Source organism: Streptomyces sp. NPDC049687, assembly GCF_044465285.1.
Taxonomy (GTDB): Bacteria; Actinomycetota; Actinomycetes; order Streptomycetales; family Streptomycetaceae; genus Streptomyces.
In genome coordinates, this window is the sequence record NZ_JBITLN010000011.1 from 100,030 (window position 1) to 123,460 (window position 23,431).

Below are 23,431 nucleotides of genomic sequence, written 5' to 3' on the forward strand. Positions count from 1 at the left end.
AACTCCTTGTTTCCTGTGAGGCGCGTGTGCGAAGGTGAGCCTCCCTTAGGGCCGGGCCGGATCCCCCGGCATGGTCAGGCCAAAGGTACGCACCAATCAGGCACCTGCTTTCCGACGGACGCGCTATTCGCGTACGGGCCGTCGGCTCGGAAGGAAATGGTTCCGTGCATTCCCCGAACCCTCCGCGACCGCCCTACCCGCCCCGCCCCGGATGGTCCCCCGGGGATTCCGACCCCCATCTGGCCGCCCGGCTGGCCGAGGGTGACGGAAGCGGTCGAGCGGTCGCCCTGCTGCTCGCCCGGCACTGGCGGTCCGCCCATGACTACGCGGCCGTCTGTCTGGCCGACACCGGGGACTCGGCGCGGCTCGTGACCGCCGCCGCGTTCCGCACGGTGTTCGGCCGGCTCGCCGAAGGGCACTTCGGCGGGGCCCTGCGGCCCCAACTCCTCGTCGCCGTACGGAACACGGTCCGGGAATGGGCCGGGACCGACGGACTTTCCGACTTCCTGCCGGAGTTGCGCAAAACCGTGGGCGGCCGCGGGCTGCGTGCCGCAGGGCCCGTCACCGCCGAAAGACGGCAACTCGCCGGGCGCGCTTTCCAGTTGCTTCCGGCTGCCTCCCAATGTCTGTTGTGGCACACCGAGGTGGAGGCGGAACCCCTGTCCGTATCCGCCGGTCTGCTGGGTGTGGACGACATCACCGCGGCGGCCGGGCTCGAACAGGCACGTGAGCAATTCCGGGCCGGCTGCGTACGCGCCCACCGCGAACTCGCGCCGAGTGCCGAATGCCGCTTCTACAACCGCCTCCTCGACGTTCCCCTGCGTCGCGGCGGAACCCTGCTGCCCGATGTCCGGCAGCATCTCGCGCAGTGCCGCTTCTGCCGGCATGCCGCCGAACAGCTCAGCCACTTCGACGGCGGACTCGACGCGCTGCTCGCCGAGACCGTGCTCGGCTGGGGCGCCCACCGCTATCTCGCCTCGCGCCCCGGACGCCCCGAATCCCCGTACCGCCCGGCCCCAACCACTCCCGGGCGGCCGACGGGCCGTCACCGCACCACGGCGTCCGGCCTGCTCGCCCTGCCGGGCAGACGACCCAAGGCCGTGCTCGTGGGGGTCGGCCTGACCTCCGTCGCGCTGGTCGCCACCGTCCTCGTGGCCAGGAGCTGGTCCGACGACCAAGGTGTCCCGGCTCCCCGGGTCACCTGGGGCGCGCCGGTCGGCGGCACCGGCACACCGGGCGCCGACGGGGCGGGCACCCCGCGCGACGACGACCCCACACGTTCCGGTTCCCCCTCGGCCACCTCCGCCACCCGCACCGGCGAGGTCGCCCACGGCCGGTTGCGCGGCGTGGGGACGGGGCGCTGTCTCGATGTCGCGGGCGGCAGGGCCGAGTCCGGTGCGGCGGCCGTCCCGGCGGCCTGCTCCCCGGCCGCCTCCCAGCGGTCGTCGTACTGGGACGACGGCCTCCTGCGCGGCACCGCCGATCCGACCCTCTGCCTGGCCGTCGGCCCCGGCGGCACATCGGCCGCGCCAGCCGGGTGCGTGGTGCACTCCGGCGAGGCCTTCCTCGACCTCACCGTCGGCGGTGAACTCCCGCTGCGCAGCAGCGGCGATCCGGCCGTCGCCCCCGGCACCGGCCAGGCACTGGCGAAGGTCGTCGTCACGGGGCGGGACGGCTCCGAGGGCCAGCGGTGGCTGTTCGGCACGACCCACGGCACGAAAGCGAACCGGACCACCGAAGGACAGGTCCCGGCGAAGCCGTCGGCGCCGCGCACCGCCCCGCCGCTCTCCCGCGACAGCGGGTCGGCACCCACCGGTTCCGCGCCGGCGGCACCTCGACTCGCCCCGCCCGCCTCGGAGTCGGAGCGCGGGATCGCCCAGGCGGGCTGCTGCGGAGCGCCCGAGCCGACCGGGCCGTCGAAAAACACCGAGGTCCTCGGCTCCCCGCCCGCCGCGACCGATGCGGTCAAGGGCGGCGTCGCCGGTGGCTCCGGCGCTCGGTCGCTGAACAGCGCGAAAGCCCGCGAGCCCGGCCAGGGGCCGCCCGGATGAGGGCGGCCCGCTACGAGGTGCAGACGTCCTTGAGCTCGGCGGCCGCCTTGTCGATCCTGCTGGAGTCCGGTGTGTCGCCCTTGAGGATGTCCTGGTTGTAGTCCTCTATCGCCTGGTTGAGGTTGTTCACCGCCTTGTCGACCTTGCTGTCGTCCGACTGGTCGTGGATCTTGTCGAGGTTCTTCTCGATCGTGGTGATGGAGTCCTCCGTCTTCGACGGGTCCTCGATCGCGTCCGCGCCGGCCTTGTTGATCGCCGTGATGCTGTCCGTGATGTCGTCGGCGTTCGACAGACAGTCGACGGAGTCGTCGAACTCGCAGCCGGTGAGCAGGCCGGTGGTCAGTGCGAGGGCTGCGGCGGCGGATGCGACGACGGCGGTACGGCGTCGTCGGCGGCGGTTCACGGCCATGGAAGGGGTCCCTTCGTCGCTGGTGGATTCGCGGTGCTGTCCTCACCGACAACGATCACGTGGCCGCGACGCGGTCACGAGGGGCCACGCCCCCGGATCCGTGGTGTAGTCCGCTACACCTCGGACCCGGGCGGGTACCGGCCGACCCGGTAGGCTTCCCGGCAGCACGCGATGTTCAAGGGATGTCAAAGGGGAGGGACCGCCGGTGCACGTCCAGGAGTGGCTCGACACGGTGCCCGCGGCCGCGGTCTACGCCGTGGTCGGACTGGTGATCGGGCTGGAGAGCCTCGGCATCCCGCTGCCGGGCGAGATCATCCTGGTGTCGGCCGCGCTGCTGTCCTCCCAGCACGGGGGCATCAATCCCGTCGTCCTCGGCGCGGTCGCCTCCGCCGGCGCCGTGATCGGCGACTCCATCGGCTACGCCATCGGCCGCAAGGGCGGACGCCCGCTACTGGCCTGGCTCGGCAAGAAGTTCCCCAAGCACTTCGGGGAGGCGCACATCGCCACCGCCGAGCGGTCCTTCGAGAAGTGGGGCATGTGGGCCGTGTTCTTCGGCCGCTTCATCGCCCTGCTCCGCATCTTCGCCGGCCCGCTCGCCGGCGTGCTGCACATGCCGTACTGGAAGTTCCTCATCGCCAACGTGCTGGGCGGCATCGTGTGGGCGGGCGGGACGACGGCCGTCATCTACTACGTGGGTGTCGTCGCGGAGTCCTGGCTGAAGCGGTTCTCCTATCTGGGGCTCGTGGTGGCCGCGCTGATCGGTCTGACATCGTTCCTGATCGTCAAGCGCAAGGCCAAGCAGGCGGGTGCCGCGCGGGAGGCGGAGGCGGAGACCGTGGTCGCCGCCGAGTAGTCCGGCCCGCGCCCCGAGGGCGTCGCCCTACTCGTGGATGTCCGCGTGCGCCTTGGCCAGGTCCGCGTACAGCGTGCCGTTCAGGGTGACGCCCTGGCGCTCCTCGTCCGTCAGCTCCCGCTTCACCTTCGCCGGTACCCCCGCCACCAGCGACCCCGGCGGCACTTCCATCCCCTGCGGTACCAACGCCTGCGCCGCGACCAGTGAACCGGCGCCGATCACCGCGCCGTTGAGCACCGTCGCCCCCATGCCGATCAGACAGTCGTCCCCGACGGTCGCCCCGTGCACGACCGCGTTGTGGCCCACGGACACCCGTTCGCCGATCGTGACGGGGAAACCGGGGTCGGCGTGAAGGGTCACGTTGTCCTGGATGTTGGCGTCGCGCCGGACGGTGATCCGTTCGACGTCGCCGCGGACGACCGCCCCGTACCAGACACTCGCCCCCGCCTCCAGGGTCACCTCCCCGATGACCGAGGCCGTCGGCGCCACGAACGCCTCCTCGTCGATCTTCGGTTCCCTGCCGCCGATGCCCACGATCAGCGCCTTGTGCGTCGTCACCGTCTCACCGTCTCCTCGTGTCGGTCGGTCGTTCCCCCGCACCGTACGCCAACCGGTGGGGCGAAGATCACAGGCCTCCGGCCGTATCCCGTCATCGTGGGCTGAGTACGGTGAGCGGGTGCCGAAGCGCAAGAACACGTTCTCATCCTGGCGGGGCCGCCTCGCGCAGCGTGCCGTTCACGCGGGCTGGGCCTGGGTGCAGCGCACCGGCTCCGTCAGCGCCGAGCGCCCCGGACGCTTCCGCTTCGGCTCGATCGGCCCGGCGACCCGGCTCGCCTTCCCGCTCGGCACGGTCTTCGGGGAGCCCTGGATCCACCTCGGCTCCCACTGCATCGTCGGCGAACAGGTCACCCTCACGGCAGGTCTGATGCCCGACCTCGACCTGGGCCCCGACCCGATCCTGCGCATCGGCGACGGTGTCGTCCTGGGACGGGGCAGCCATGTCATCGCGGACACGACGGTCACCATCGGCAGCGACTGCTACTTCGGGCCGTACGTCTACGTCACGTCCACCAACCACTCCTACGACGACCCGCACGAGCCCATCGGCAAGCAGTGGCCGCGGATGGAGCCCGTGGAGATCGGCCCCGGGTGCTGGATCGGCACCGGGGCGGTGATCCTGCCGGGCGCGCGGATCGGGCGGAACGTCGTGGTCGCGGCGGGGGCCGTGGTGCGCGGGACCGTGCCCGACCACGCCGTCGTCGCGGGCGCCCCCGCCAGGGTCGTACGACGGTGGACTCCCGGTGAGGGCTGGCAGCCGCCGCTGCGCACCCCGGCTCCGGTGCCGATACCGGACGGGGTCACCTCGGACCAGTTGGTCGCGCTGTCCGGTCTGGACGAGGAGACGGTGGAGCGGCTGGCCCAGCTGGAGCCCGAGGGCTGACCGGGTGTCGGCAGGGGCTCAGCCGGTCGCGAGCAGCAGTGTGCCGACCGGCGCCAGTCCGGCGCCCGCCGCCTGGACCGCTCGTAGCCGTTCCCGCAGGACGCCGCGCGCGGCGAGGGCGGTCACCACCGGGTAGAGGGAGGCCAGCCCGACGAAGCCGTACGCCGGCAGCGCGGTCCACCGGAGGCCGCTCTCGGGGAGCGCCGGTGCGCCGCGCCGGACGGCGGCGTACAGCGCGGCGCCGCCCGCCGCCACGTTGGTCACCCACTGCACGAAGACAGGCGTGAGTAGTTGCGGTGCAGAAAGTGCCGTTGAGACTGATCTTGGTCGTGCTAGCGCGTACGGGACGTTCACCGAGGTGCCCACGCGCCCGGAGCTGGAGCGGTTCTTCTTCCTCGACGATGACGACCGTGATCTGATCGCGCTGCGTCGTACGGACGCGCACCGGCTGGCCCCTGACCGAGGAACGCGGGCGAGCACCTGGCCCAGCTTTCCGGGGGGCTGGATGCGGCCTGGCGGCAGATGGCCGACCGGCTGGAGGAGGCCGGTGCGGCACAAGCTCGGCGCGGTGGGCGAGCCGGAGTCGCTGACCTGGCTGAAGACCACCACGGAGGCGATGCTCCCGAGGATCGAGCTGCCGGACCTGCTGTTCGAGGTCCACTCCTGGACCGGGTTCCTCGACGCCTTCGGCCACGTCTCCGAGCGACGCACCCGCATGGAGGGACTGCTCGTCTCCCTGGTCGCCCTGCTGGTCTCGCAGAGCTGCAACATCGGCCTGACCCCGGTCATCGACCCGGAGAACAAGGCGCTGACCCGCTCGCGCCTCTCGCACGTCGACCAGAACTACGTGCGCGCCGACACCATCGCCGCGGCGAACGCCGCGCTGGTCGGCGTCCAGTCCCGGATCGAGCTGGCCCAGATGTGGGGCGGCGGGCTGCTCGCCTCCGTCGACGGCCTGCGCTTCGTCGTCCCCGTCAAGAGCATCGACACCGTCCCCTCGCTCAAGTACTACGGTTACAAGCGCGGCGTGACCTGGCTCAACGCCGTCAACGACCAGGTCGCGGGGATCGGCGCGATGGTCGTGCGCGGCACGCCGCGCGATAGTCTGTACACGCTAGACACCCTGCTTAACCTCGACGGCGGGGTGAAGCATGGTCGCGACCGACAACGCCTCAACCAGGTCCGCGCCTGCGACCTGCTGCGGACGTTCGGCCGCGAGGGCCACCCCACCCCGCTGGGGGCCGCGTTCGCCGAGTACGGCCGCATTGACAAGACCATGCACCTGCTCGCCCTGGTCGACGACACCTACCGCCGGCTGATGGACCGGCAACTTACCGTGCAGGAGACCCGCCACCGTCTGGCCCGCGCGATCTGCCACGGCGGCCGGGGCCAGATCCGTCAGGCGTATCGCGAGGGCCAGGAGGACCAGCTCGCCGCCCTCGGCCTGGTCCTCAACGCCGTGGTGCTGTGGAATACCCGTTACCTGGACGCAGCCGTCGCCCAGCTCCGCGCCGGGGGCCACGACATCAAGGACGAGGACGTCGCCCGCCTCTCCCCGCTCAAGGACCGGCACGTCAACTTCCTGGGCCGCTACCTCTTCGACATCAAGGCCAGTGGCCCCGGCCAGGGCCTGCGGCCCTTCCGGGACCCGGACGCCATCGAGGACGACGAGGACCGCAGGAGGGCAAGTCGTCCGTTGACTGTGAGCTCACCGGTGGCCGCACCACAGGGGACGGAGCCGTTCGTGGAGTCCTCGTCGGCCAACGGCTTTCTTCGGGTAGTGGCGGCGCAGGTTGGCGGCGAGGACGCGGTCGAGCGTGCGGTCGGACAGCATCGGGCCCAGGCGCATGATCAGGGCGGCATCCCGGCCGGCGGTGTAGCGGGTGCGCGGTCTACGCGTCGTCACGGCCCTCGCGATGACCCGGGCGGCGGCGTCGGCGGTCAGGCCTGAAGCAGTGCCCGAGGTCATCAACTTGTTGTTCGCATGGACCAGGCTGCCGTAACGCTCGTCCTGCTCCGGCGTCATCTGGGCAGCCAGGTGGTTCGCCGTCTCGACCCCGCGGGCAGCCATCTCCGTGCGGACGCCGCCGGGCTCGACCACGACCACCTGTACGCCCAGCGGAGCGACCTCCCGGCGGAGCGAGTCGCTGACCGCCTCCAGGGCGAACTTCGCGCCGGCGTACGCGCCGTATGTGGCCATGGCGAACTTGCCGCCGACCGAGCTGATGTTGATCACGCGACCCTTGCTGCGCAGCAGCGCGGGTAGGAGCGCTTGAGTGACGGCGATGTGGCCGAAGAGGTTGACTTCGAACACCTGCCGCCACTCCGTCATCGGCAGGGCTTCGACCGGGGCGTTCACCTGGACGCCGGCGTTGTTGACGAGTGCGTGCAGCGCGCGCGGGTCGTCGGCGACCCGCGCGGCGAGTGCCTCCACCTGCTCGGACTTGGTGATGTCGAGGATGACCGGCTCGATGCCGGTCGATCGAATGGCGCCGGCGTCACGGTCGCGTCGCACGCCGGCCAGGACGTGAAATCCCTGGCGAGCCAGTTCGCGGGCGGCTGACGCGCCCATGCCCGTGGAGGCTCCGGTTACGACGATCAACTTCTGGGTTTCAGATGACGTTGTCACCTTGGCTACGGTACCGGTTCAGATGACACTGTCAACTGTATGATGGGCGTCATGACCACCCGTGCCGAGTCCGCCGCCGCCACCCGCCGCGCTCTGCTCGACGCGGCCGCCGAGCTCCTCGACCTCGGCGGCCCCGAAGCGGTTACCTTGCGCGAGGTGGGTGCGCGGGCAGGCGTGACCCGGGGAGCGCCGTACCGGCACTTCACGGGCAAGGACAGCCTGCTGACCGCCGTCGCGGCCGAAAGCTGGGAACGGATCGGCGACCAGGTGCACGCCCTTCGGGCCGACCCGGCCCTGTCTGCCTCAGAGAAGCTGCGCAGCGCTCTCCGCGCCCTCATCGAAGTCGGCCGGAACCAGCCGCACCTGTACCAGGTGTTGTTCAGGCGGCGCGCAAACCTTCCTGGGCAACTCGGCGACGGGATGGATCGCATCCGGCGTCAGCTATGCGGGCCGGAAGGCGACCCGGCCGTGGCCGACCGCGCGGCCGAACGCTTTCAGGACGAGTTCCTGGACATCGTCGCCGCCCTCGCGGGAGAGCGGAACGCACGGCACTACGGCGCCCTGCTGCTGACCAGCGCCCACGGCATCGCGGGCATGGAGCTCAGCGGCCACCTCGACACAGACAAGTGGCACACCACCGCCGACGAACTCGTCGACACCCTCGTCCGCATGGTCACGGACGCCGGTGAAATGACATAGCAAAGCCCAGGCAGACGCCCCGTGCGAGGGCGGCGAGGACCCGCGGCGAGCTGACGCTGTGTGCCTCCACGATCACATGATCATCCGTGGATGGTGCGTTGATCGCTTGAGGGTGCCATCGCGCCGAGGACGACCGCCGCGATCGACTGCGACACCACGACCACCGTGAGCGCCGGGGCGCGCCGCGTCAGCAGCCCGCCGCCGAAGTCGGCCAGGCCCCACAACAGACTGGTGGCCAGGGCGAAGAGTGCTGTCACGGGGTGCCTCGCAGTACAGTTCGTTGCACGATCGGGTGCACCCCACCGTAGTGCAGGACAGTGAACCCTGGAATCCATGATGTTGGACTCCGGGCCCGGACGGGTCCGGGCGGAAATTGGACGGAATGTGTCGGACCTCGACCTGCTGACCCAGTCCCTGGCGCGCAACGTCAGGCGCTGGCGCACCGAACGCGGCTTCACCCTCGACACGCTCGCCGCCCGCGCCGGCGTCAGCCGCGGCATGCTGATCCAGATCGAGCAGGCCCGCACCAATCCCAGCCTCGGCACGGTGGTCAAGATCGGCGACGCGCTCGGCATCAGCATCACCACCCTGCTCGACTACGAACAGGGCCCGAAGGTCCGGATCGTCCCGGCCGACCAGGCGGTCAGGCTGTGGCACACCGACGCGGGCAGCTACAGCCGCCTCCTCGCGGGCGCGGAGGCGCCCGGTCCGCTGGAGATGTGGGACTGGCGGCTGATGCCGGGCGAAAGCAGCGACTCCGACCCGCACCCGGCCGGCACGGTCGAGATCGCCCATGTCACGGCCGGTGAGCTGACTCTCACCGTGGAGGGCACGGAGTACCGTGTCCCGGCCGGCGCGAGCGTCACCTTCGAGGCCAACGCGGCCCACACCTACGGCAATCGGGGCGAGGTCCCGACGGAGCTGGTGCTGACCGTGTCGGTGCCGCCCGTGCCCTGAGGCGGCCGGCCTAGGGCAGCCGGGCTGCTGTTAGCGTGCGGAGCATGCGCGCACCCATCGGAGACTTCGACACCGCCACCCCCGCTCCCGACTGCCTCGACGAGCTGACCCGTCCGGTCGCCGACGCCGTACGCGGCTGGAGCGGCAGTGTGCCCGCGGAGCAGATCATCCACGTCGACACCGACCCGCGGTGGGCCGACACCGCGGTCTTCGTCGAGCACTACGGGCGCGAGCTGCTGGAGCGGTCCGCGAACTGTGTCGTGGTGGCCGGCAAGCGGGGCGGGGAGACCAGCCTCGCCGCGTGTGTCGTCCTCTCCACCACCCGGGTCGACGTCAACGGCGTCGTCCGCCGTCAACTGGGCGCCCGCAAGGCCTCGTTCGCCGCGATGGAAACGGCGGTCGGAGAGACCGGCATGGAGTACGGCGGCATCACCCCGATCGGACTCCCCGCGGCCTGGCCGGTGCTGGTGGACTCCCGGGTCGTCGACCTGCCCTACGTCCTGGTGGGCAGTGGACGCCGACGCGGCAAGCTGCTCGTCCCCGGCAAGGCGTTCGCCGAGCTGCCGGGCGCGGTGGTGCTGGAGGGGCTGGGGATCTGACGGCGGCATCAGGCGGCGGTGTGGTGGGCGAGGGCCAGGTGCGGATCCTCCTCGCCCGGCACCGGTGCCGGGTCCGCGTGCACCAGGGCCGCGGTGAGCCGGGGCACCGCGTGCAGCAGCGCGTGCTCCGCGTTCACGGCGATCGCGTGCGCCTGACGTACCGTCGCCTCGCCGTCCACGACGACCGCCACCTCGGCCCGCAGCCGGTGACCGATCCAGCGCAGCCGCAACTCGCCCACCCCGCACACCCCTTCGACCTCCCGCAGCGCCCGCTCGGCCCGGTCGACCAGCGCCGGGTCGACCGCGTCCAGCACCCGCCGGAACACCTCCCGCGCCGCGTCCCGCAGTACCAGCGCGATCGCCGCCGTGATCGCCAACCCCACCACCGGGTCGGCCAGTTGCCACCCCAGCGCCGAACCGCCCGCGCCCAGCAGCACGGCCAGTGAGGTGAAGCCGTCGGTGCGCGCGTGCAGCCCGTCGGCCACCAGTGCCGCCGAGCCGATCGAACGGCCGACGCGGATGCGGTACCGGGCCACCCACTCGTTGCCCGCGAAGCCGACCAGTGCGGCCACCGCGACGGCGCCGACATGCTCGACGGGCCGGGGGTTCAGCAGCCGATCGACCGCCGTCCACCCGGCGAAGGCGGCCGACGCGGCGATGGTCAGCACGATCGCGAGACCCGCCAGGTCCTCCGCGCGCCCGTAGCCGTAGGTGAACCGGCGGGTGGCCGCCCGCCGGCCCAGCACGAAGGCGATGCCGAGCGGTACGGCGGTCAGCGCGTCCGCCGCGTTGTGGACCGTGTCGCCGAGCAGTGCCACCGACCCCGAGGCCACCACCACGAACGCCTGCGCGATCGCCGTCACGCCCAGCACCGTCAGCGAGACCCACAGCGCGCGCATCCCCCGGGCCGAGGACTCCAGGGCCCGGTCGAGCTTGTCGGCGGTCTCGTGGGAGTGGGGCGTGAGGAGGTGTCCCAAGCGGTGTCCCAATCGGTGGCGTAGGCCGGTGGGCGGGTGGGGATGCGGGTGTTCACGGCCGTGGTGGTGCTCGTGACCGTGGTGGTGTTCATGCCCAGGGTGGTGCTCGTGACCGTCGAGGTGGTCGTGCCGTTCGCTCACGTCGGTCCCTTCCGGTGCGCCGGGGTGGACGCGCCTGCGCCCACGCCGCCATTATGTGCGTATGAGCGCACGCATGCACCTGTCACCTGCGCACCATGCGCACCCGCGCACCCCCGGCGAGGAGCAGTTCGCGCTCGCCGCCGAGCTGCTCGCCCTGCTCGGCGACCGCACCCGGCTCACCCTGCTGCACGCCCTGACCTCCGGCGAGGCCGATGTGACCACCCTGACGGAGGCGTGCGGGGCGGCCCGGCCGGCGGTCAGCCAGCATCTGGCCCGCCTGCGGCTGGCCGGACTGGTGCACACCCGCAAGGAGGGCCGCCGGGTGATCTACTCCCTCTCCGACGGCCATCTGCGCCGCCTGGTGGACGAGGCGCTGAACGTCGCCGACCACCGGCTCGCGGACAAGCCCGTGCACGACTGAGCCGCTCGCGTCAGTAGTGCTCGGCCGTCCCCAGGTACTGCTCCGCGAAGGCGGTCGCGGCTGCGGGTGAGGTGAACAGGCGGCGCAGGCGGGCGAAGGTCGTGCCCGCGCGGAAGGGGTCCCCGGCGGCGGTCCCGTGGTAGACCTCCGACAGCCACTGGGAGAACTCCTGGTAGTCCCACACCCGGCGCAGGCACGCCTCCGAGTAGCCGTCGAGACCGTCGCCGCCCCCGCCGTCGAGGTAGGCGGCCAGCGCGTCACCCAGCAGGAACGCGTCGTGCAGCGCGAGGTTCATGCCCTTGGCGGCGATCGGCGCGACGAGGTGGGCCGAGTCGCCGGCCAGGAAGAGCCGCCCGTACGTCATCGGCTCGACCACGTAGTCGTGCATGTCCAGCACGCGCTTCTCGATCAGCCGTCCCTCGGTGAGCGGTGGGGCGTCCGCGCCGCCCGCGAGACGCTGGTGCAGCTCCGACCAGACGCGCTCGTGGGACCAGGTGTCCGGGTCGTCGCCGGGCGCGCACTGGAGGTAGTAGCGGGTCACCTCGGGGCTGCGCGCCATGTGCCCGGCGAATCCGTTCGGGTGGACGCCGAACAGGACGCAGTCGGAGGACGGCGGCGCCTCGGCCAGCAGCGCCAGCCAGCCGATGCCGTAGTCGTGCCGCGCGATCCGCACATGCTCCGGCGGCAGCGCGGCCCGGCTCACCCCGCGCGCCCCGTCGGCACCGACGACGAAGTCGCAGTGGAGCAACCGCCGTTGACCGGTGTCGGGGCAGGTGTACGACACCGAGGGCCGGGCCGTTTCCAGATCGTGCAGCTCGACGTCACGGACGGAGAAGCGGGCGTCTCCGGCGCGGACGTCGACGTACTCGTGGACCAGATCGGTCACCAGCAGCGGCTGGGGATACACCCAGTGGTGGCGGCCCGTCAGATCGCCGTAGGAGAAGCGGTAGCGCTCGCCGCCGAAGCGGAACTCGCAGGCGGTGTGACGCTGGGCCCGTGCCAACAGGTTGTCGGCCAGGCCGCGTCGCTGCAGGCCGCGGACGGCCCACTCCTCGACGACACCGGCGCGCGGCCGCCGCTCGATGAACGCGCGGCTCTCCGTCTCCAGGACGACGCAGTCGACGGACGCGGCCCGCAGGATGTTGCCCACGGTGAGACCCGCGGGGCCCGCGCCGACCACGACGACCGGAGTGCGTTCGGGGGAAGGGGAGTTGATGGTCACCCGCACATTATGGGCGGCCTTCGCGGAGCGTCAGTGGGCCGGAGCGGCCACGACCGCGACCTTCTCGGCGCTCCGCTCGATCTCCTCCGTGCGGGACGCCTTCGCCTCAATCGCCGGGTCAGCCCAGTCGCGGGATCTCGATCGCCGGGCAGCGGTCCATGACCATCTCCAGGCCCGCCGCGCGCGTCCGCTCATAGGCCGCCTCGTCGACGACGTCGAGCTGGAACCACACCGCCTTCGCCCCCTTGGCCACCGCCTCGTCCGCCACGGCCCCCGCGAGATCGCTGTTGACGAAGACGTCGACGACGTCCACCTCGAAGGGGATGTCCGCGAGGGAGGCGTACCCCTGCTCCCCGTGCACCGTCTCCGCCTTCGGATGGACCGGCACGACCCGCTTGCCGTAGCGCCGCAGCACCTCGGCGACGCCGTACGCCGCCCGTCGGCGGTTGGTCGACAGGCCCACCACGGCCCAGGTGTCACCGAGCCCGGTGAGGATCTTGCGGATCGTTGCCTCGTCGCCGTACACCGTAGGCCTCCTGAGCGGGGGGTCGGACACGTCTTCCGTGGGCGTCAACACCCTGCGGTGCCCCCTGATTCCGGTCGCCCACCTGCGCGCCGCCCGCAGCCAGCCTAGGCTCGGCACGTGCTGCGCATCATCGATTCCCGAACCGGCGAACCCGTCGCCGCCGCCCCCGTCCGCCGTGGTCTGACCCGTGTCCAGGCGCATGCCTCGGGGTACGACGCGGGCTCGCTCCGTGTGCTGCTCGTCACCGACCTGCTGGTGCGCGCGCTGGAGCTCGGTGGTACCCCCGTATGGGCGCTGCTGACCGGTGAGCGCGAGCAGGCGGAACTCCGGGCCGGCGCCGCCGCCCTCGGCATGCACCCCTTCGAGGACGGCCGGGGCCTCGGTACCGCGGTGGGGGAGGCGCAGATCCTGCACGTGGTGGGGGAGGGAGGTCCGGCCCCCGACGGCGTGCGCATCGCTGTGGCGCCGGTGGACGGGACGGTTCCCGACGGGCTGGGGGGCGCCGTGGAACAAGGGAGGAGGGCGGTCGCGGACGACTCCTCCGCCCTGCGCCTCGCGCTCCTCGCCCGGCCCCGCACCGAGCCCGTCCGCCTCGACGCGACGGCGCTGGGCGAGGCCCAGGACACCCTCGTACGCTGGCGGCGGGCCGTCGCCGACTGGGCGCGGCGGCCCTCGCGGCCCGTCCCGGACGAGGTGCGCGGACGGCTCCGCGCCGCCTGGGAGGACGATCTGGACGTACCCGGGGTGCTGCGGGTGCTGCGGTGGGTGGAGGGGGCCGGGCCGGAGCTGCCGGACGGCGCCCGCTTCGAGACGTACGCCTACGCCGACCGCCTCCTCGGCCTCGACCTCACCCGCGACCTCGGGGCCTCGGCATGAGCGAGCGGGCAAGGCCGCCGCTGCGCCGGCTGGTGGTGCTGCGGCACGCCAAGTCCGACTGGCCGCAGGGAGTCCCCGACCATGAGCGGCCCCTCGCCCCGCGCGGCCGCCGGGACGCCCCCGCGGCGGGCCAGGCCCTCACCGAGACCGGCTGCGTACCCGATCTCGTCCTGTGCTCCACCGCCGTACGCGCCCGCCAGACCTGGGAACTGGCCTCCGCCCAGTGGGGCACCGCGCCCCCGGTCCGGTACGACCCGCGCCTGTACGCGGCCGACGTACCCGAACTGCTGGACGTCGTGCGCGAGACGCCCGCCGAGGTCGGGACGCTGCTCCTCGTCGCCCACAACCCGGGCCTGGAGGAGCTGGTACTGGAGCTGGCCGGGGAGGGGCTCGACGACACGCTGGACGAGGTACGGACGAAGTTCCCGACTTCGGCGATCGCCGTGCTGGCCTGGTACGGACCCGCCTGGCGGTCCCTGACCCCGGGTACCGCCCTGCTGACCTCGATGGTCGTTCCCCGGGGCAGGAAGGACGGCTGAGCCGGCCCAGGTGGACCCGGCACCACGGCACCGACCGCGTCGCCGGCTGTCGGGTGGACCGTCGTTCCAACGCGGTCCATTGCCGGCGGCGGTGCCTGACGAGTCGCGGCCACTCGCCATGAGCCGGTCATGCCCCGATGCCATGGCATGGGGCGAGGAGGCTCTCGGCGGTCTCCGCGATGGTGTCCTCGACGGGACGCGCTCGCCACCCGAGAAGCTTCTCCGCTTTGGCACTCGTGGCGTCGAGATCCCGGCCGAGCCGGTGCTTGAGCAGTCTCAGTTCCGGGTTCACGACGCCCAGTGCGCGGGCGGGCCACGGGCAGTTCACGGGTCGGGGCCTTGGCGGCGCGCTCCCCGAGGCGGTCACGCAGGATGCGCGCGATCTCGACGGCCCGCAGGCTGTGCCCGGCGATTGCGAGGAAACGCTCGCCGGCGGCTGCCGGATCGGCGCGCACCAGGCGATCACCGAGCAGAGCTACGGGCCGGTCATCGCCGCGATCACCGAACTCCTCGACGCCGGCAAGAAGGACGGAAGCATCCGCCCGGACGCCGACCGGGGGATTTCCTCCAGCTCACCGGCACCTTGTGGCGCGCCGCGTCCAGCCGGCGAGGACCGGGCACCCCATATGCTCGCGCTCATCCTCGACGGACTCCGCACGCACCGGTAAACGACGCGCACCGTACTCGAACACCCCGAGGCCGTCCGCTCCGTCGGAACGCCCTCAACCACGGATTAGGCTGACCGGATGCAGGACGAGTACCGCACAGTCGCCGAGGCGGGCGTGCACGAGACCGAGGTCAACCGCTCCCGCTTCCTGTGCGCCCTCGCCCCGGCGGCCACCGAGCAGGAGGCCCAGGACTTCATCGCCTCCGTCCGCAAGGAGCACGCCGCCGCCACCCACAACTGCTGGGCCTACGTCATCGGCGCCGACGCCGCGGTCCAGAAGGCGAGCGACGACGGCGAACCCGGCGGCACCGCGGGCGTCCCGATGCTCCAGATGCTGCTGCGTCGCGACATGCGGTACGTCGTCGCCGTCGTCACCCGCTACTACGGCGGCGTCAAGCTAGGCGCCGGCGGTCTGATCCGGGCCTACGGCGGCGCGGTCGGCGAGGCGCTCGACACCCTCGGCACCCGCACCCGCCGCCGCTTCCGCCTCGCCACGGTCACCGTCGACCACCAGCGCGCCGGCAAGGTCCAGAACGACCTGCGCGCCACCAGCCGCGCGGTGCGCGACGTCCGCTACGGCGAGGCGGTCACCATCGAGATCGGCCTCCCGGACGCCGACGTGGACGCCTTCCGCGCCTGGCTCGCCGACGCGACGGCGGGCACGGCGGGCCTCGAGCTGGGCGGGGAGGCCTACGGGGAAGCCTAGGGGCGTGCGGGGAAAGCCCCGTCCGGCCTCCGGGCGCGCGGACGGCGCTACTTCGGGAGCACGCCCTGGGCTTCCGGGATCCGGTACACCGACACGTGCGAACGCGACTCGGCGGTGAACTCGGCTCCCGTCCAGTCCGCGTGCCGGCTCTCCGGCTCGAACCCGGCCAGCCGGGCCATGAGGTCGAGCTCGGCGGGCCAGATGTAGCGGTGCGGGCTGCGGTCCAGCCGGGCCCGACGCCCCTCCTCGTCGAACCTGAAGTGGTGCGACACGACGTGCTGCCGCAGGACGTCGTAGGTGTCCAGGCCGATGTAGCCGGGCTCCGCCTGCCAGACCGTCGCCTGCTGCCCCGGCGGGAGCCTGCGCAGCTCGGGCACCCACAGCTCGATCACGAACCGGCCGCCCGGGGTGAGGTGACGGGCGGCGTTGCGGAAGCACTCCACCTGCTCGGCCTGGGTGAGGAGGTTGGAGATCGTGTTGTACACGAGGTAGACGAGCGAGTACGTCCCCGGGGCGCGCACGGTCGCCATGTCACCGACGACCACCGGGATCGCCTTTTCGTCCACCTTTGTTCTCAGTTGTTCGATCATCGGGAGCGACAACTCGACACCGGTCACAGGCACGCCGCGCTCGGCCAGCGGAACGGCCACCCGCCCGGTCCCGATGGCGAACTCCAGCGCCGGCCCGCCGTCCGCGAGCTCGGCGAGCCGGTTCACGGTCGGCTCCAGGACCTCGGCCGCGAACATCCCGGTACCCGGGGAGTCGTAGCGCTCGGCGGTGTCGGCGTCCCAGATCTGCTCTTGTCGCATTCCGCCAACCATTGCCGCGGGCAGGGGAGTTGTCCAACGAATTTGCCGTCCCCGGCATCACCTCAGTCATATTCGACGATCTGCTGCCCTACACGGACAAAAGGTCACGGTGGGTGAGGGATCAGGGGCCGAAGGCGTTAGCGTGGTCGATGTTCACGGTTGGTCCTGGAGGTCGGAGCGGTTTCTTGAGATTGCTGCACACGTCCGACTGGCATCTCGGCCGGTCCTTCCACCGCGTGAACATGCTCGGGGCCCAGGCCGCGTTCATCGGCCATCTGGTCACGACCGCGCGGGAGCGCGAGGTCGACGCGGTGGTCGTGTCGGGGGACGTGTACGACCGCGCGGTGCCACCGCTCGCCGCGGTCGAGCTGTTCGACGACGCCCTGCACCGGCTCGCGGACCTGGGCGTGCCGACGGTGATGATCTCCGGGAACCACGACTCCGCCCGCCGGCTGGGCGTGGGCGCCGGACTGATCGGGCGGGCGGGCATCCATCTGCGCACCGCCCCCTCGGCGGCCGGGACACCGGTGATGCTCGCCGACTCCCACGGCGACATCGCCTTCTACGGGCTGCCCTACCTCGAACCCGCCCTGGTGAAGGACGAGTTCGGCGTGGAGAAGGCCGGCCACGAGAGCGTGCTCGCCGCCGCCATGGACCGGGTCCGCGCCGACCTCGCGACCCGCGCGCCGGGCACGCGCTCCGTCGTGCTGGCTCACGCCTTCGTCACCGGCGGCGAACCCAGCGACAGCGAGCGGGACATCACCGTCGGCGGGGTCGCCTCCGTACCCGCCGGCGTCTTCGACGGCGTCGACTACGTGGCGCTGGGCCACCTGCACGGCGCCCAGACCATCACCGAGCGCGTCCGCTACAGCGGCTCCCCACTGCCGTACTCCTTCTCCGAGACCGACCACCGCAAGACCATGTGGCTGGTCGACCTGGACGCCGAAGGGGCCCTCACCGCCGAGCGCGTCGACTGTCCGGTACCGCGCGCGCTCGCCCGGATCTCCGGGCCCCTGGAGGAACTGCTCGCCGATCCCGCGCTCACCCGCTACGAGGAGGCGTGGGTCGAGGCGACGCTCACCGACGCCGTCCGCCCGGCCGATCCCATGGCCCGGCTCACCGAGCGCTTCCCGGGCACCCTCAGCCTCGTCTTCGCCCCCGACCGCGCCCCGGACGACCCCGACGTGTCCTACGCCCGGCGCCTCGCCGGACGCAGCGACCAGGAGATCGCCGAGGACTTCGTCGCCCACGTGCGGGGAGCGGGACCCGACCCGCGTGAGCAGGGCGTGCTGCGGGACGCCTTCGACGCGGTCCGAGCGGAGGACGCCGTACGGGAGGTGGCGCGGTGAGGCTGCACCGGCTCGAGCTGACGGCCTTCGGGCCCTTCGGCGGGTCCCAGAGCGTCGACTTCGACGACCTGTCCGCCGCCGGTCTCTTCCTGCTGCACGGGCCGACCGGCGCGGGCAAGACCTCCGTCCTCGACGCCGTCTGCTACGCCCTCTACGGCTCCGTCCCGGGCGCCCGCCAGAGCGTTCAGGGCCAGGGGTTCACCCTGCGCAGCGACCACGCCGCCCCCGGCACCCGTACCGAGGTCACCCTCGACCTCACCGTCGCGGGACGCCGGCTGGAGGTCACCCGGCAGCCGCCCCACGAGCGCCCCAAGAGGCGTGGCACGGGCACGACGGTCGAGAAGGCCCAGAGTCTGCTGCGCGAGTACGACCCGGTCGCCGGCGCCTGGAAGGACCTCAGCCGTTCCCACCAGGAGATCGGCGAGGAGATCACCCAGCTGCTCGGCATGAGCCGCGAGCAGTTCTGCCAGGTCGTGCTGTTGCCCCAGGGCGACTTCGCGCGTTTCCTGCGCGCCGACGCCGAGGCGCGCGGCCGGCTGCTCGGGCGCCTCTTCGACACCCAGCGGTTCGCCGAGGTGGAGAAGCGGCTCGCCGAGCGGCGCCGTACCACCGAGGCACGGGTGCGGGAGGGCGACGCCGCGCTGCTCGCCGACGCGCACCGGATGCAGCAGGCCGCCGGGGACGCCATGCGGCTGCCCGAGCTGGCGCCGGGCGAGCCCGGCCTGGCCGAGGCGGTGCTGACCGCGGCCGCCGTCGCCCGCAGCACCGCCCGCGAACAGCTCACGATCGCCGAGCGCGGCCGGCTCGCCGCCGAGTCCGCCCAGGCGGCGGCCGAGCGCGCCCTGGACGCCGTCCGCGAACTCGACCGGCTGCAGCGGCGGTTCGGGCAGGCGCAGGAGCGGGCCCGGCTGCTGGAGGAGCGGGCCGGAGCACACCGGGAGGCGCAGACGCGGATGGAGCGGGCGCGCAAGGCGGAGGCGGTGGCGCCGGCGCTGGAGCTGCGCGACGCCGCCGACGCCGAGCACCGCAGGGCGGCCGAGGCCGAGGCACGCGCACGTGCTCTGCTGCCGGAGCGGTTCGCTGACGCCGGTGCGGCCGGGCTCGCCGCCGCCGCGCGCAGGGCCGCCGAGGAGCTGGGCGGCCTCGAGTCGGCCCGGCGCGGTGAGCGACGGCTGGCCGAACTCGCCGCCGAGCGGGCCGACCTGGACCGGCAGGAGCGGGCCGACGACGACGTCCTGACGGAGAGCGAGGGCTGGCTGCGCGACTGGGACGCGACCCGCGGCGCGCTCCAGGGCCGTATCGAAGCAGCTCAGGAGGCCGCCACCCGCGCCGAGCAGCTGGCCGTCCGACGCGAGCCCGCGCAGCGGCGGTTGCAGGCCGCCCGGCTCCGCGACCAGCTGGCGCGCGACCTGGAGGCGGCCCAGCGCAAGGCGCTCACCTCGGGCGAGCAGGCCCAGGCGGCCCGTGCGCACTGGCTCGACCTCAAGGAACAGCGCCTGAACGGCATCGCCGCCGAGCTGGCCGCGACGCTGAAGGACGGCGAGGCCTGCGCGGTCTGCGGCGCCGTCGAGCACCCCGCCCCCGCCCGCAAGGACGCCGGACACGTCGACCGGGAGACCGAGGAGCAGGCCCTCGCCGACTCCCGGCGCGCCGAGGAGCGGCACACGCGGGACGAACGCGACCTCGGCGTCGTACGGGAGGCCCTGGCGGCCGCCACCGCCGAGGCGGGCGACACCCCGACGGACCGGCTTACCGCCGAGGCGGAGGAACTGGAGCGCGACCACGCGCTCGCCCGCCGCGACGCCTCGGTGCTGCACTCCGCGCGCGAGGAGCTGCGCCGCGCCGAGCAGGAGCACGAGCGGCGTACGACGGCCCAGCGGGAGGCCGCCGTGCGGGCCGCCTCCCGGGTCGGCCACCGCGAGCGGCTGGACCGTGAACGGGCCTCGCTGGAGGAGGAGTTGGCGCAGGCCCGGGGCTCCGCGCCGAGCGTCGCCGCACGCGCCGCCCAGTTGGAGCGGCAGGCCGCCCTGCTCACCGACGCGGCGGAGAGCGCCCGCGCCGCCGAGGAGAGCGCCGAACGCCTCAAGGCCGCCGACGGGCGCCTCGACGAGGCCGCCTTCCGGGCCGGTTTCGACACCCCGCAGGCCGCCGCCGACGCGCTCCTCGACGACACCGCCCACCGCGAGCTGCAACGGCGCCTGGACGCCTGGCAGTCCGAGGAGGCCGCCGTCCGTGCCGTCCTCGCCGAACCCGACACGCTGGCCGCCTCCCAGCAGCCGGCCGCCGACGTCACGGCGGCGGAACGGACAGCGCGCCATGCCGCCGAAAGGCTGCGCCGCGCCGCCTCCGCCCAGGACACGGCCGTCCGCCGTTGCGCCGAACTGGACCACCTCTCCGCACGCGCGGCCGGTGGCGTACGGCGGCTCGCGCCGCTGCGGGACGAGTACGACCGGGTGGCGCGCCTGGCCGGGCTGGCCGCCGGCACCTCGGCCGACAACGAGCGCAAGATGCGCCTGGAGGCGTACGTCCTCGCGGCCCGCCTCGAACAGGTGGCCGCCGCCGCGACCGTACGGCTGCGGCGGATGTCGTCCGGGCGCTACACCCTCGTCCACTCCGACGACCGCGCCGGACGGGGCCGCAGCGGGCTCGGACTGCATGTCGTCGACGCCTGGACGGGCCGCGAGCGGGACACGGCCACGCTCTCGGGCGGCGAGACCTTCTTCGCCTCGCTCGCCCTCGCGCTCGGCCTCGCCGACGTGGTCACCGACGAGGCGGGCGGGGTCCGCCTGGACACCCTCTTCATCGACGAGGGGTTCGGCAGCCTGGACGACCAGACCCTCGACGAGGTCCTCGACGTCCTGGACTCCCTGCGCGAACGCGACCGCAGCGTCGGCATCGTCAGCCACGTCGCCGACCTGCGCCGCCGCATCCACGCACAGCTGGAGGTCGTGAAGGGCAGATCCGGTTCATCGGTGCGACAGCGGGGCGGGTCCTGAGCCGTGCCGGGCAGGCGTCGCGAGCCGGGCGGGACTTCGCGGCGCCAGGGGCTGTCTCAGTTGTGATCAATGGGCTTCGTAAGAGGCCGGAGTCGAGATGGTCGATACCGCCCGTCGCGGTCTTGCAGGCGCTGAGGACGGCAAGTTCCCTGGGTCGGCGGCTGGGCCAGCAGATCGGTGAGCGACGGCGGCCCGTCCACTACGCCGACCGGGCGGCAGTCGAACCGGTGAACCTGAAACCACGTCAACCCGCTCTGACAGCTGGTCGGCCACTCCCGCGCAGCGGGGGAACCTCACAGTCCGCCGGCTCGTGGGCCTCTGGCCGGCGCAGGCATCCCCCGTCCTGAGAAACGATTCTCTCTGGCACAGCGCAGGCCGAAGGGATACAGCAGCGTCCTGCCTACCAGCTTCCACGTCGCCGGGGGCGTCGACACACAATTGATGTCGTTATTTCGGGCGAACTCCACGCTGCCCCCGTGGGGCAGGCCGTAGATCCTCCTAACCTCTCGTCGCACTGGAGTTGTTCAAAGATTGTGTGGCTGCCCTTCTGAGGCTGACCATCCCGGGGGTTCGCATGGCGCAGGCACAGGCCGGTCGAGGCGGTTCAATGCCCGCCGCTCGCATTGGCCGGCTGCGGCGAGCAAGGGCCATGTGTGTGGGCTTGGCGGTTGCCGCAGCCGGAGGGGGTGTAGCGGCGGCCGCGTTGCCAAGAGCTGGCGTAGTGGTACCCGCTGCGCATGCTCTGGCTGCCCTGTCCCTGGTTGTCCGGGCCCGGGGATCCAGGGGACGGGTGCGCCTTCGCCTGAGGCTGCTCGCTGTTTCTCTGGTATCAGGCGGCCTTCACCATCTGGTGGTGGCGCAGACTCCTTCGTCTCCGGCGCGGTCTGCCGGTGTTCCCTGTTCGGTGGCTGGACTGCTGGCTCTTGCCGGGCTCGCCGTCTGTCTGGGGCTGGGAATCGCCGGGCTCGTTCTCGCAGCCACGGAAAGCGGCACGCCCCTGGTCTGGTTACGGAGGCTGCTGGATGCCTGGTTGATCGCAGGGTCACTGCTCACCCTGGGCTGGGTGCTGCTGTTGCACCGCGCCGACCAGGGCAGTGACATGTGGCCATCACTGTTGGGCCTCGCCCGTGTGGTGACGGACATCCTCGTTCTAGGACTGCTGGTCGCCTTGCGCTTCTGTCTGAACCGCCAGGAGCGCACAGCTGTCACGGTGGCCACCGTGGCCCTCACCATCCTGGCCGTGAGCGACATGCTGCGGATCCTCTTGCCGGCTCCGGGTGCCTGGCACGGGATTCCTCTCTCGGCGGCCTGCTCGGTGACGGGTTTGTTCCTCGTTGCCCTCACGCCGTGGCTACCCGGCGGTGCCGGCGCCGTGGGGATCGACCGGCGTGAGATGCCTGTTGCCGCGGTGATGGCGGCTTTCGTGCCTGTGGTGGTCTGCGAGCTGGCTCTGGCGGCCCACGCGCTGGCCGGCGGCCACACTGATGTGATGATGGTGGCCCTGGCAGGTTCTGTACTCCTCGGACTCGGCGCCCGGCAGGGAGTCGCTCATGCCGACCATCTGCGTCTCATGCGCGAGGCCGCAACCCGTGATGCCCACTACCGCACGCTGGTCGACGGCTCGAGCGATGTGATCACCATCGCCGGTCTGGATGGCCGCCTGCGCTACGTCAGCCCCGCAGTCCGCGAGGTGTTCGGATATCTGCCCGAGGACTTGGTGGGTGCCCGCCTGCCGCTGTATTGCCATCCGGACGACATGGCCGCGCTGATGCAAGCGGTCGCGACGTTGCGGCAGGAAGCAGCCTCAGGCATCCGCGGGCCGGGCGCCTGTGTGTCCTGCCGGTTCCGGGCGGCTGATGGGCGATGGCGCCACGTCGAGTCGACGGTCGGCCGCCACCCCGAGGGGCTCATCTTCAACAGTCGCGATGTGACCCAGCGGGTCGAGCTGCAGGCACAACTCGAGCACCTGGCCTTCCACGACGCGTTGACCGGCCTGCCCAATCGCGCGCTATTCGCTGACAGAGTCGCCCACGCCCTGCGCAAGCGCACCACCAGCACGGCTCCGCCCGCGGTGCTCTTTGTGGACCTGGACGGCTTCAAGACCGTCAACGACTCCGCCGGACACGCGACGGGCGACACCCTGCTCCGCCTTGCCGCCCGTCGTCTGCAGTCTTCTGTACGAGCCGGTGACACCGTCGCCCGCCTCGGTGGTGACGAGTTCGCCGCACTCCTGGAGGGCAAGGCAGGGACATGCCCCTCCACGGTCAGGGAAGTGGCCGAGCGGCTCGTGTCCACCCTGTCCCAGCCGTACCGCATCAACGACACCGACGCGGTGGTGTCGGCTTCCATCGGCGTCGCGGTAGCCACCCCGGGAATCACGCCAGACGAACTCCTGCACAACGCCGACCTGGCCATGTACCAAGCCAAAGCAGCAGGGAAAGGCCGCATCCGTATGCTTCAGACCGCGCCCGTCAATGATGCGGCGAACTGAAGTCCTCGAAGACTTCAGCAGCCCTTGGCCGGTGTCGGAGCCCTCCAGGCGAAGACGAGGCGTGCCAAGCTCA

General features: G+C 72.2%; 22 protein-coding genes and 2 pseudogenes. 15 read left to right on the forward strand and 9 right to left on the reverse strand.

All coding sequences use genetic code 11. From position 1 onward, the window contains the following. Positions 1–164: 164 nt before the first annotated feature. Positions 165–2,051, forward strand: coding sequence for a ricin-type beta-trefoil lectin domain protein (locus ACIBVL_RS30600; protein WP_399102037.1), 1,887 nt, complete (start codon positions 165–167; stop codon positions 2,049–2,051). Between the two features lie 10 nt (positions 2,052–2,061). Here the strand turns inward: ACIBVL_RS30600 and ACIBVL_RS30605 are convergent, their stop codons facing one another. Then, complete coding sequence (locus ACIBVL_RS30605) at positions 2,062–2,460, reverse strand: hypothetical protein (RefSeq protein ID WP_399102039.1); 399 nt, start codon at positions 2,458–2,460, stop codon at positions 2,062–2,064. Positions 2,461–2,665: 205 nt separating this feature from the next. Between ACIBVL_RS30605 and ACIBVL_RS30610 the strand changes: the two genes are divergently transcribed. Further along, complete coding sequence (locus ACIBVL_RS30610) at positions 2,666–3,313, forward strand: DedA family protein (RefSeq protein WP_399102041.1); 648 nt, start codon at positions 2,666–2,668, stop codon at positions 3,311–3,313. A 27-nt stretch (positions 3,314–3,340) separates the two neighbouring features. On the opposite strand, the gene ACIBVL_RS30615 is transcribed toward ACIBVL_RS30610, so the two are convergent. Next, positions 3,341–3,871, reverse strand: coding sequence for a gamma carbonic anhydrase family protein (locus ACIBVL_RS30615; protein WP_399102043.1), 531 nt, complete (start codon positions 3,869–3,871; stop codon positions 3,341–3,343). Between the two features lie 118 nt (positions 3,872–3,989). Here ACIBVL_RS30615 and ACIBVL_RS30620 point away from each other — a divergent pair, with 118 nt between their 5' ends. Next, positions 3,990–4,754 (forward strand): acyltransferase, encoded by a 765-nt coding sequence (locus ACIBVL_RS30620; RefSeq protein WP_399102045.1) that lies wholly within the window; start codon positions 3,990–3,992, stop codon positions 4,752–4,754. An 18-nt stretch (positions 4,755–4,772) separates the two neighbouring features. Here the strand turns inward: ACIBVL_RS30620 and ACIBVL_RS30625 are convergent. After that, positions 4,773–5,045 (reverse strand): annotated as a pseudogene (locus ACIBVL_RS30625) (hypothetical protein); the annotation flags it as partial. 235 nt (positions 5,046–5,280) lie between these two features. On the opposite strand from ACIBVL_RS30625, the pseudogene ACIBVL_RS30630 reads away from it, so the two are divergent. Then, a pseudogene (locus ACIBVL_RS30630) lies at positions 5,281–6,411 on the forward strand (Tn3 family transposase); the annotation flags it as partial. 51 nt (positions 6,412–6,462) lie between these two features. On the opposite strand, the gene ACIBVL_RS30635 reads toward ACIBVL_RS30630, so the two are convergent. Then, on the reverse strand, positions 6,463–7,383 hold the full coding sequence (locus ACIBVL_RS30635) for an SDR family NAD(P)-dependent oxidoreductase (RefSeq protein ID WP_399102047.1): 921 nt from the start codon (positions 7,381–7,383) through the stop codon (positions 6,463–6,465). 51 nt (positions 7,384–7,434) lie between these two features. Between ACIBVL_RS30635 and ACIBVL_RS30640 the strand changes: the two genes are divergently transcribed. After that, the gene (locus ACIBVL_RS30640) at positions 7,435–8,082 is read left to right on the forward strand and encodes a TetR/AcrR family transcriptional regulator (protein ID WP_399102049.1); all 648 of its coding nucleotides are present in this window, start codon (positions 7,435–7,437) and stop codon (positions 8,080–8,082) included. An 80-nt stretch (positions 8,083–8,162) separates the two neighbouring features. Here ACIBVL_RS30640 and ACIBVL_RS30645 read toward each other — a convergent pair whose 3' ends face one another. Then, positions 8,163–8,339 carry a hypothetical protein gene (locus ACIBVL_RS30645; RefSeq protein WP_399102401.1) on the reverse strand — a complete coding sequence of 59 codons (177 nt, stop codon included), beginning with the start codon at positions 8,337–8,339 and terminating at the stop codon, positions 8,163–8,165. A gap of 127 nt (positions 8,340–8,466) precedes the next feature. Between ACIBVL_RS30645 and ACIBVL_RS30650 the strand changes: the two genes are divergently transcribed. Together ACIBVL_RS30650 and ACIBVL_RS30655 are read left to right on the forward strand one after the other, a co-directional pair. Continuing rightward, entirely contained in the window at positions 8,467–9,039 is a 573-nt protein-coding gene (locus ACIBVL_RS30650; RefSeq protein WP_399102051.1) for a helix-turn-helix domain-containing protein, read from the forward strand. A gap of 44 nt (positions 9,040–9,083) precedes the next feature. Beyond that, positions 9,084–9,638 (forward strand): YbaK/EbsC family protein, encoded by a 555-nt coding sequence (locus ACIBVL_RS30655; protein ID WP_399102053.1) that lies wholly within the window; start codon positions 9,084–9,086, stop codon positions 9,636–9,638. Between the two features lie 8 nt (positions 9,639–9,646). Here the strand turns inward: ACIBVL_RS30655 and ACIBVL_RS30660 are convergent, their stop codons facing one another. Beyond that, positions 9,647–10,756: a cation diffusion facilitator family transporter gene (locus ACIBVL_RS30660; RefSeq protein ID WP_399102055.1), complete on the reverse strand. Its 1,110-nt coding sequence runs from the start codon at positions 10,754–10,756 to the stop codon at positions 9,647–9,649. Positions 10,757–10,817: 61 nt separating this feature from the next. Between ACIBVL_RS30660 and ACIBVL_RS30665 the strand changes: the two genes are divergently transcribed. Further along, entirely contained in the window at positions 10,818–11,177 is a 360-nt protein-coding gene (locus ACIBVL_RS30665; protein WP_399102057.1) for an ArsR/SmtB family transcription factor, read from the forward strand. 10 nt (positions 11,178–11,187) lie between these two features. On the opposite strand, the gene ACIBVL_RS30670 is transcribed toward ACIBVL_RS30665, so the two are convergent. Then, positions 11,188–12,399, reverse strand: a complete 1,212-nt coding sequence (locus ACIBVL_RS30670; RefSeq protein ID WP_399102059.1) for a 4-hydroxybenzoate 3-monooxygenase — start codon at positions 12,397–12,399, stop codon at positions 11,188–11,190. A 118-nt stretch (positions 12,400–12,517) separates the two neighbouring features. Further along, entirely contained in the window at positions 12,518–12,925 is a 408-nt protein-coding gene (locus ACIBVL_RS30675; RefSeq protein WP_399102061.1) for a CoA-binding protein, read from the reverse strand. 117 nt (positions 12,926–13,042) lie between these two features. Between ACIBVL_RS30675 and ACIBVL_RS30680 the strand changes: the two genes are divergently transcribed. From ACIBVL_RS30680 to ACIBVL_RS30695, 4 genes are all read left to right on the forward strand, one after another. After that, complete coding sequence (locus ACIBVL_RS30680; protein WP_399102063.1) at positions 13,043–13,801, forward strand: hypothetical protein; 759 nt, start codon at positions 13,043–13,045, stop codon at positions 13,799–13,801. Continuing rightward, a complete protein-coding gene (locus tag ACIBVL_RS30685; RefSeq protein WP_399102065.1) occupies positions 13,798–14,340 on the forward strand; it encodes a SixA phosphatase family protein in 543 nt (180 codons plus the stop codon). The genes ACIBVL_RS30680 and ACIBVL_RS30685 overlap by 4 nt, the downstream gene beginning before the upstream one ends. Positions 14,341–14,606: 266 nt before the next feature. Further along, positions 14,607–15,008, forward strand: a complete 402-nt coding sequence (locus tag ACIBVL_RS30690; RefSeq protein WP_399102067.1) for a hypothetical protein — start codon at positions 14,607–14,609, stop codon at positions 15,006–15,008. 78 nt (positions 15,009–15,086) lie between these two features. Beyond that, a complete protein-coding gene (locus tag ACIBVL_RS30695) occupies positions 15,087–15,713 on the forward strand; it encodes a YigZ family protein (protein WP_399102069.1) in 627 nt (208 codons plus the stop codon). A gap of 47 nt (positions 15,714–15,760) precedes the next feature. Here the strand turns inward: ACIBVL_RS30695 and ACIBVL_RS30700 are convergent, their stop codons facing one another. Then, a complete protein-coding gene (locus tag ACIBVL_RS30700) occupies positions 15,761–16,522 on the reverse strand; it encodes a class I SAM-dependent DNA methyltransferase (protein ID WP_399102071.1) in 762 nt (253 codons plus the stop codon). Between the two features lie 185 nt (positions 16,523–16,707). On the opposite strand from ACIBVL_RS30700, the gene ACIBVL_RS30705 reads away from it, so the two are divergent. The 3 genes from ACIBVL_RS30705 (at position 16,708) to ACIBVL_RS30715 (ending at position 23,358) form a co-directional block, all read left to right on the forward strand. Continuing rightward, positions 16,708–17,871 (forward strand): exonuclease SbcCD subunit D, encoded by a 1,164-nt coding sequence (locus ACIBVL_RS30705; protein ID WP_399102073.1) that lies wholly within the window; start codon positions 16,708–16,710, stop codon positions 17,869–17,871. Then, positions 17,868–20,867 (forward strand): AAA family ATPase, encoded by a 3,000-nt coding sequence (locus tag ACIBVL_RS30710; protein WP_399102075.1) that lies wholly within the window; start codon positions 17,868–17,870, stop codon positions 20,865–20,867. The genes ACIBVL_RS30705 and ACIBVL_RS30710 overlap by 4 nt, the downstream gene beginning before the upstream one ends. Positions 20,868–21,771: 904 nt before the next feature. Continuing rightward, positions 21,772–23,358 (forward strand): diguanylate cyclase domain-containing protein, encoded by a 1,587-nt coding sequence (locus ACIBVL_RS30715; RefSeq protein WP_399102077.1) that lies wholly within the window; start codon positions 21,772–21,774, stop codon positions 23,356–23,358. The last annotated feature ends 73 nt before the right edge of the window (positions 23,359–23,431 follow it).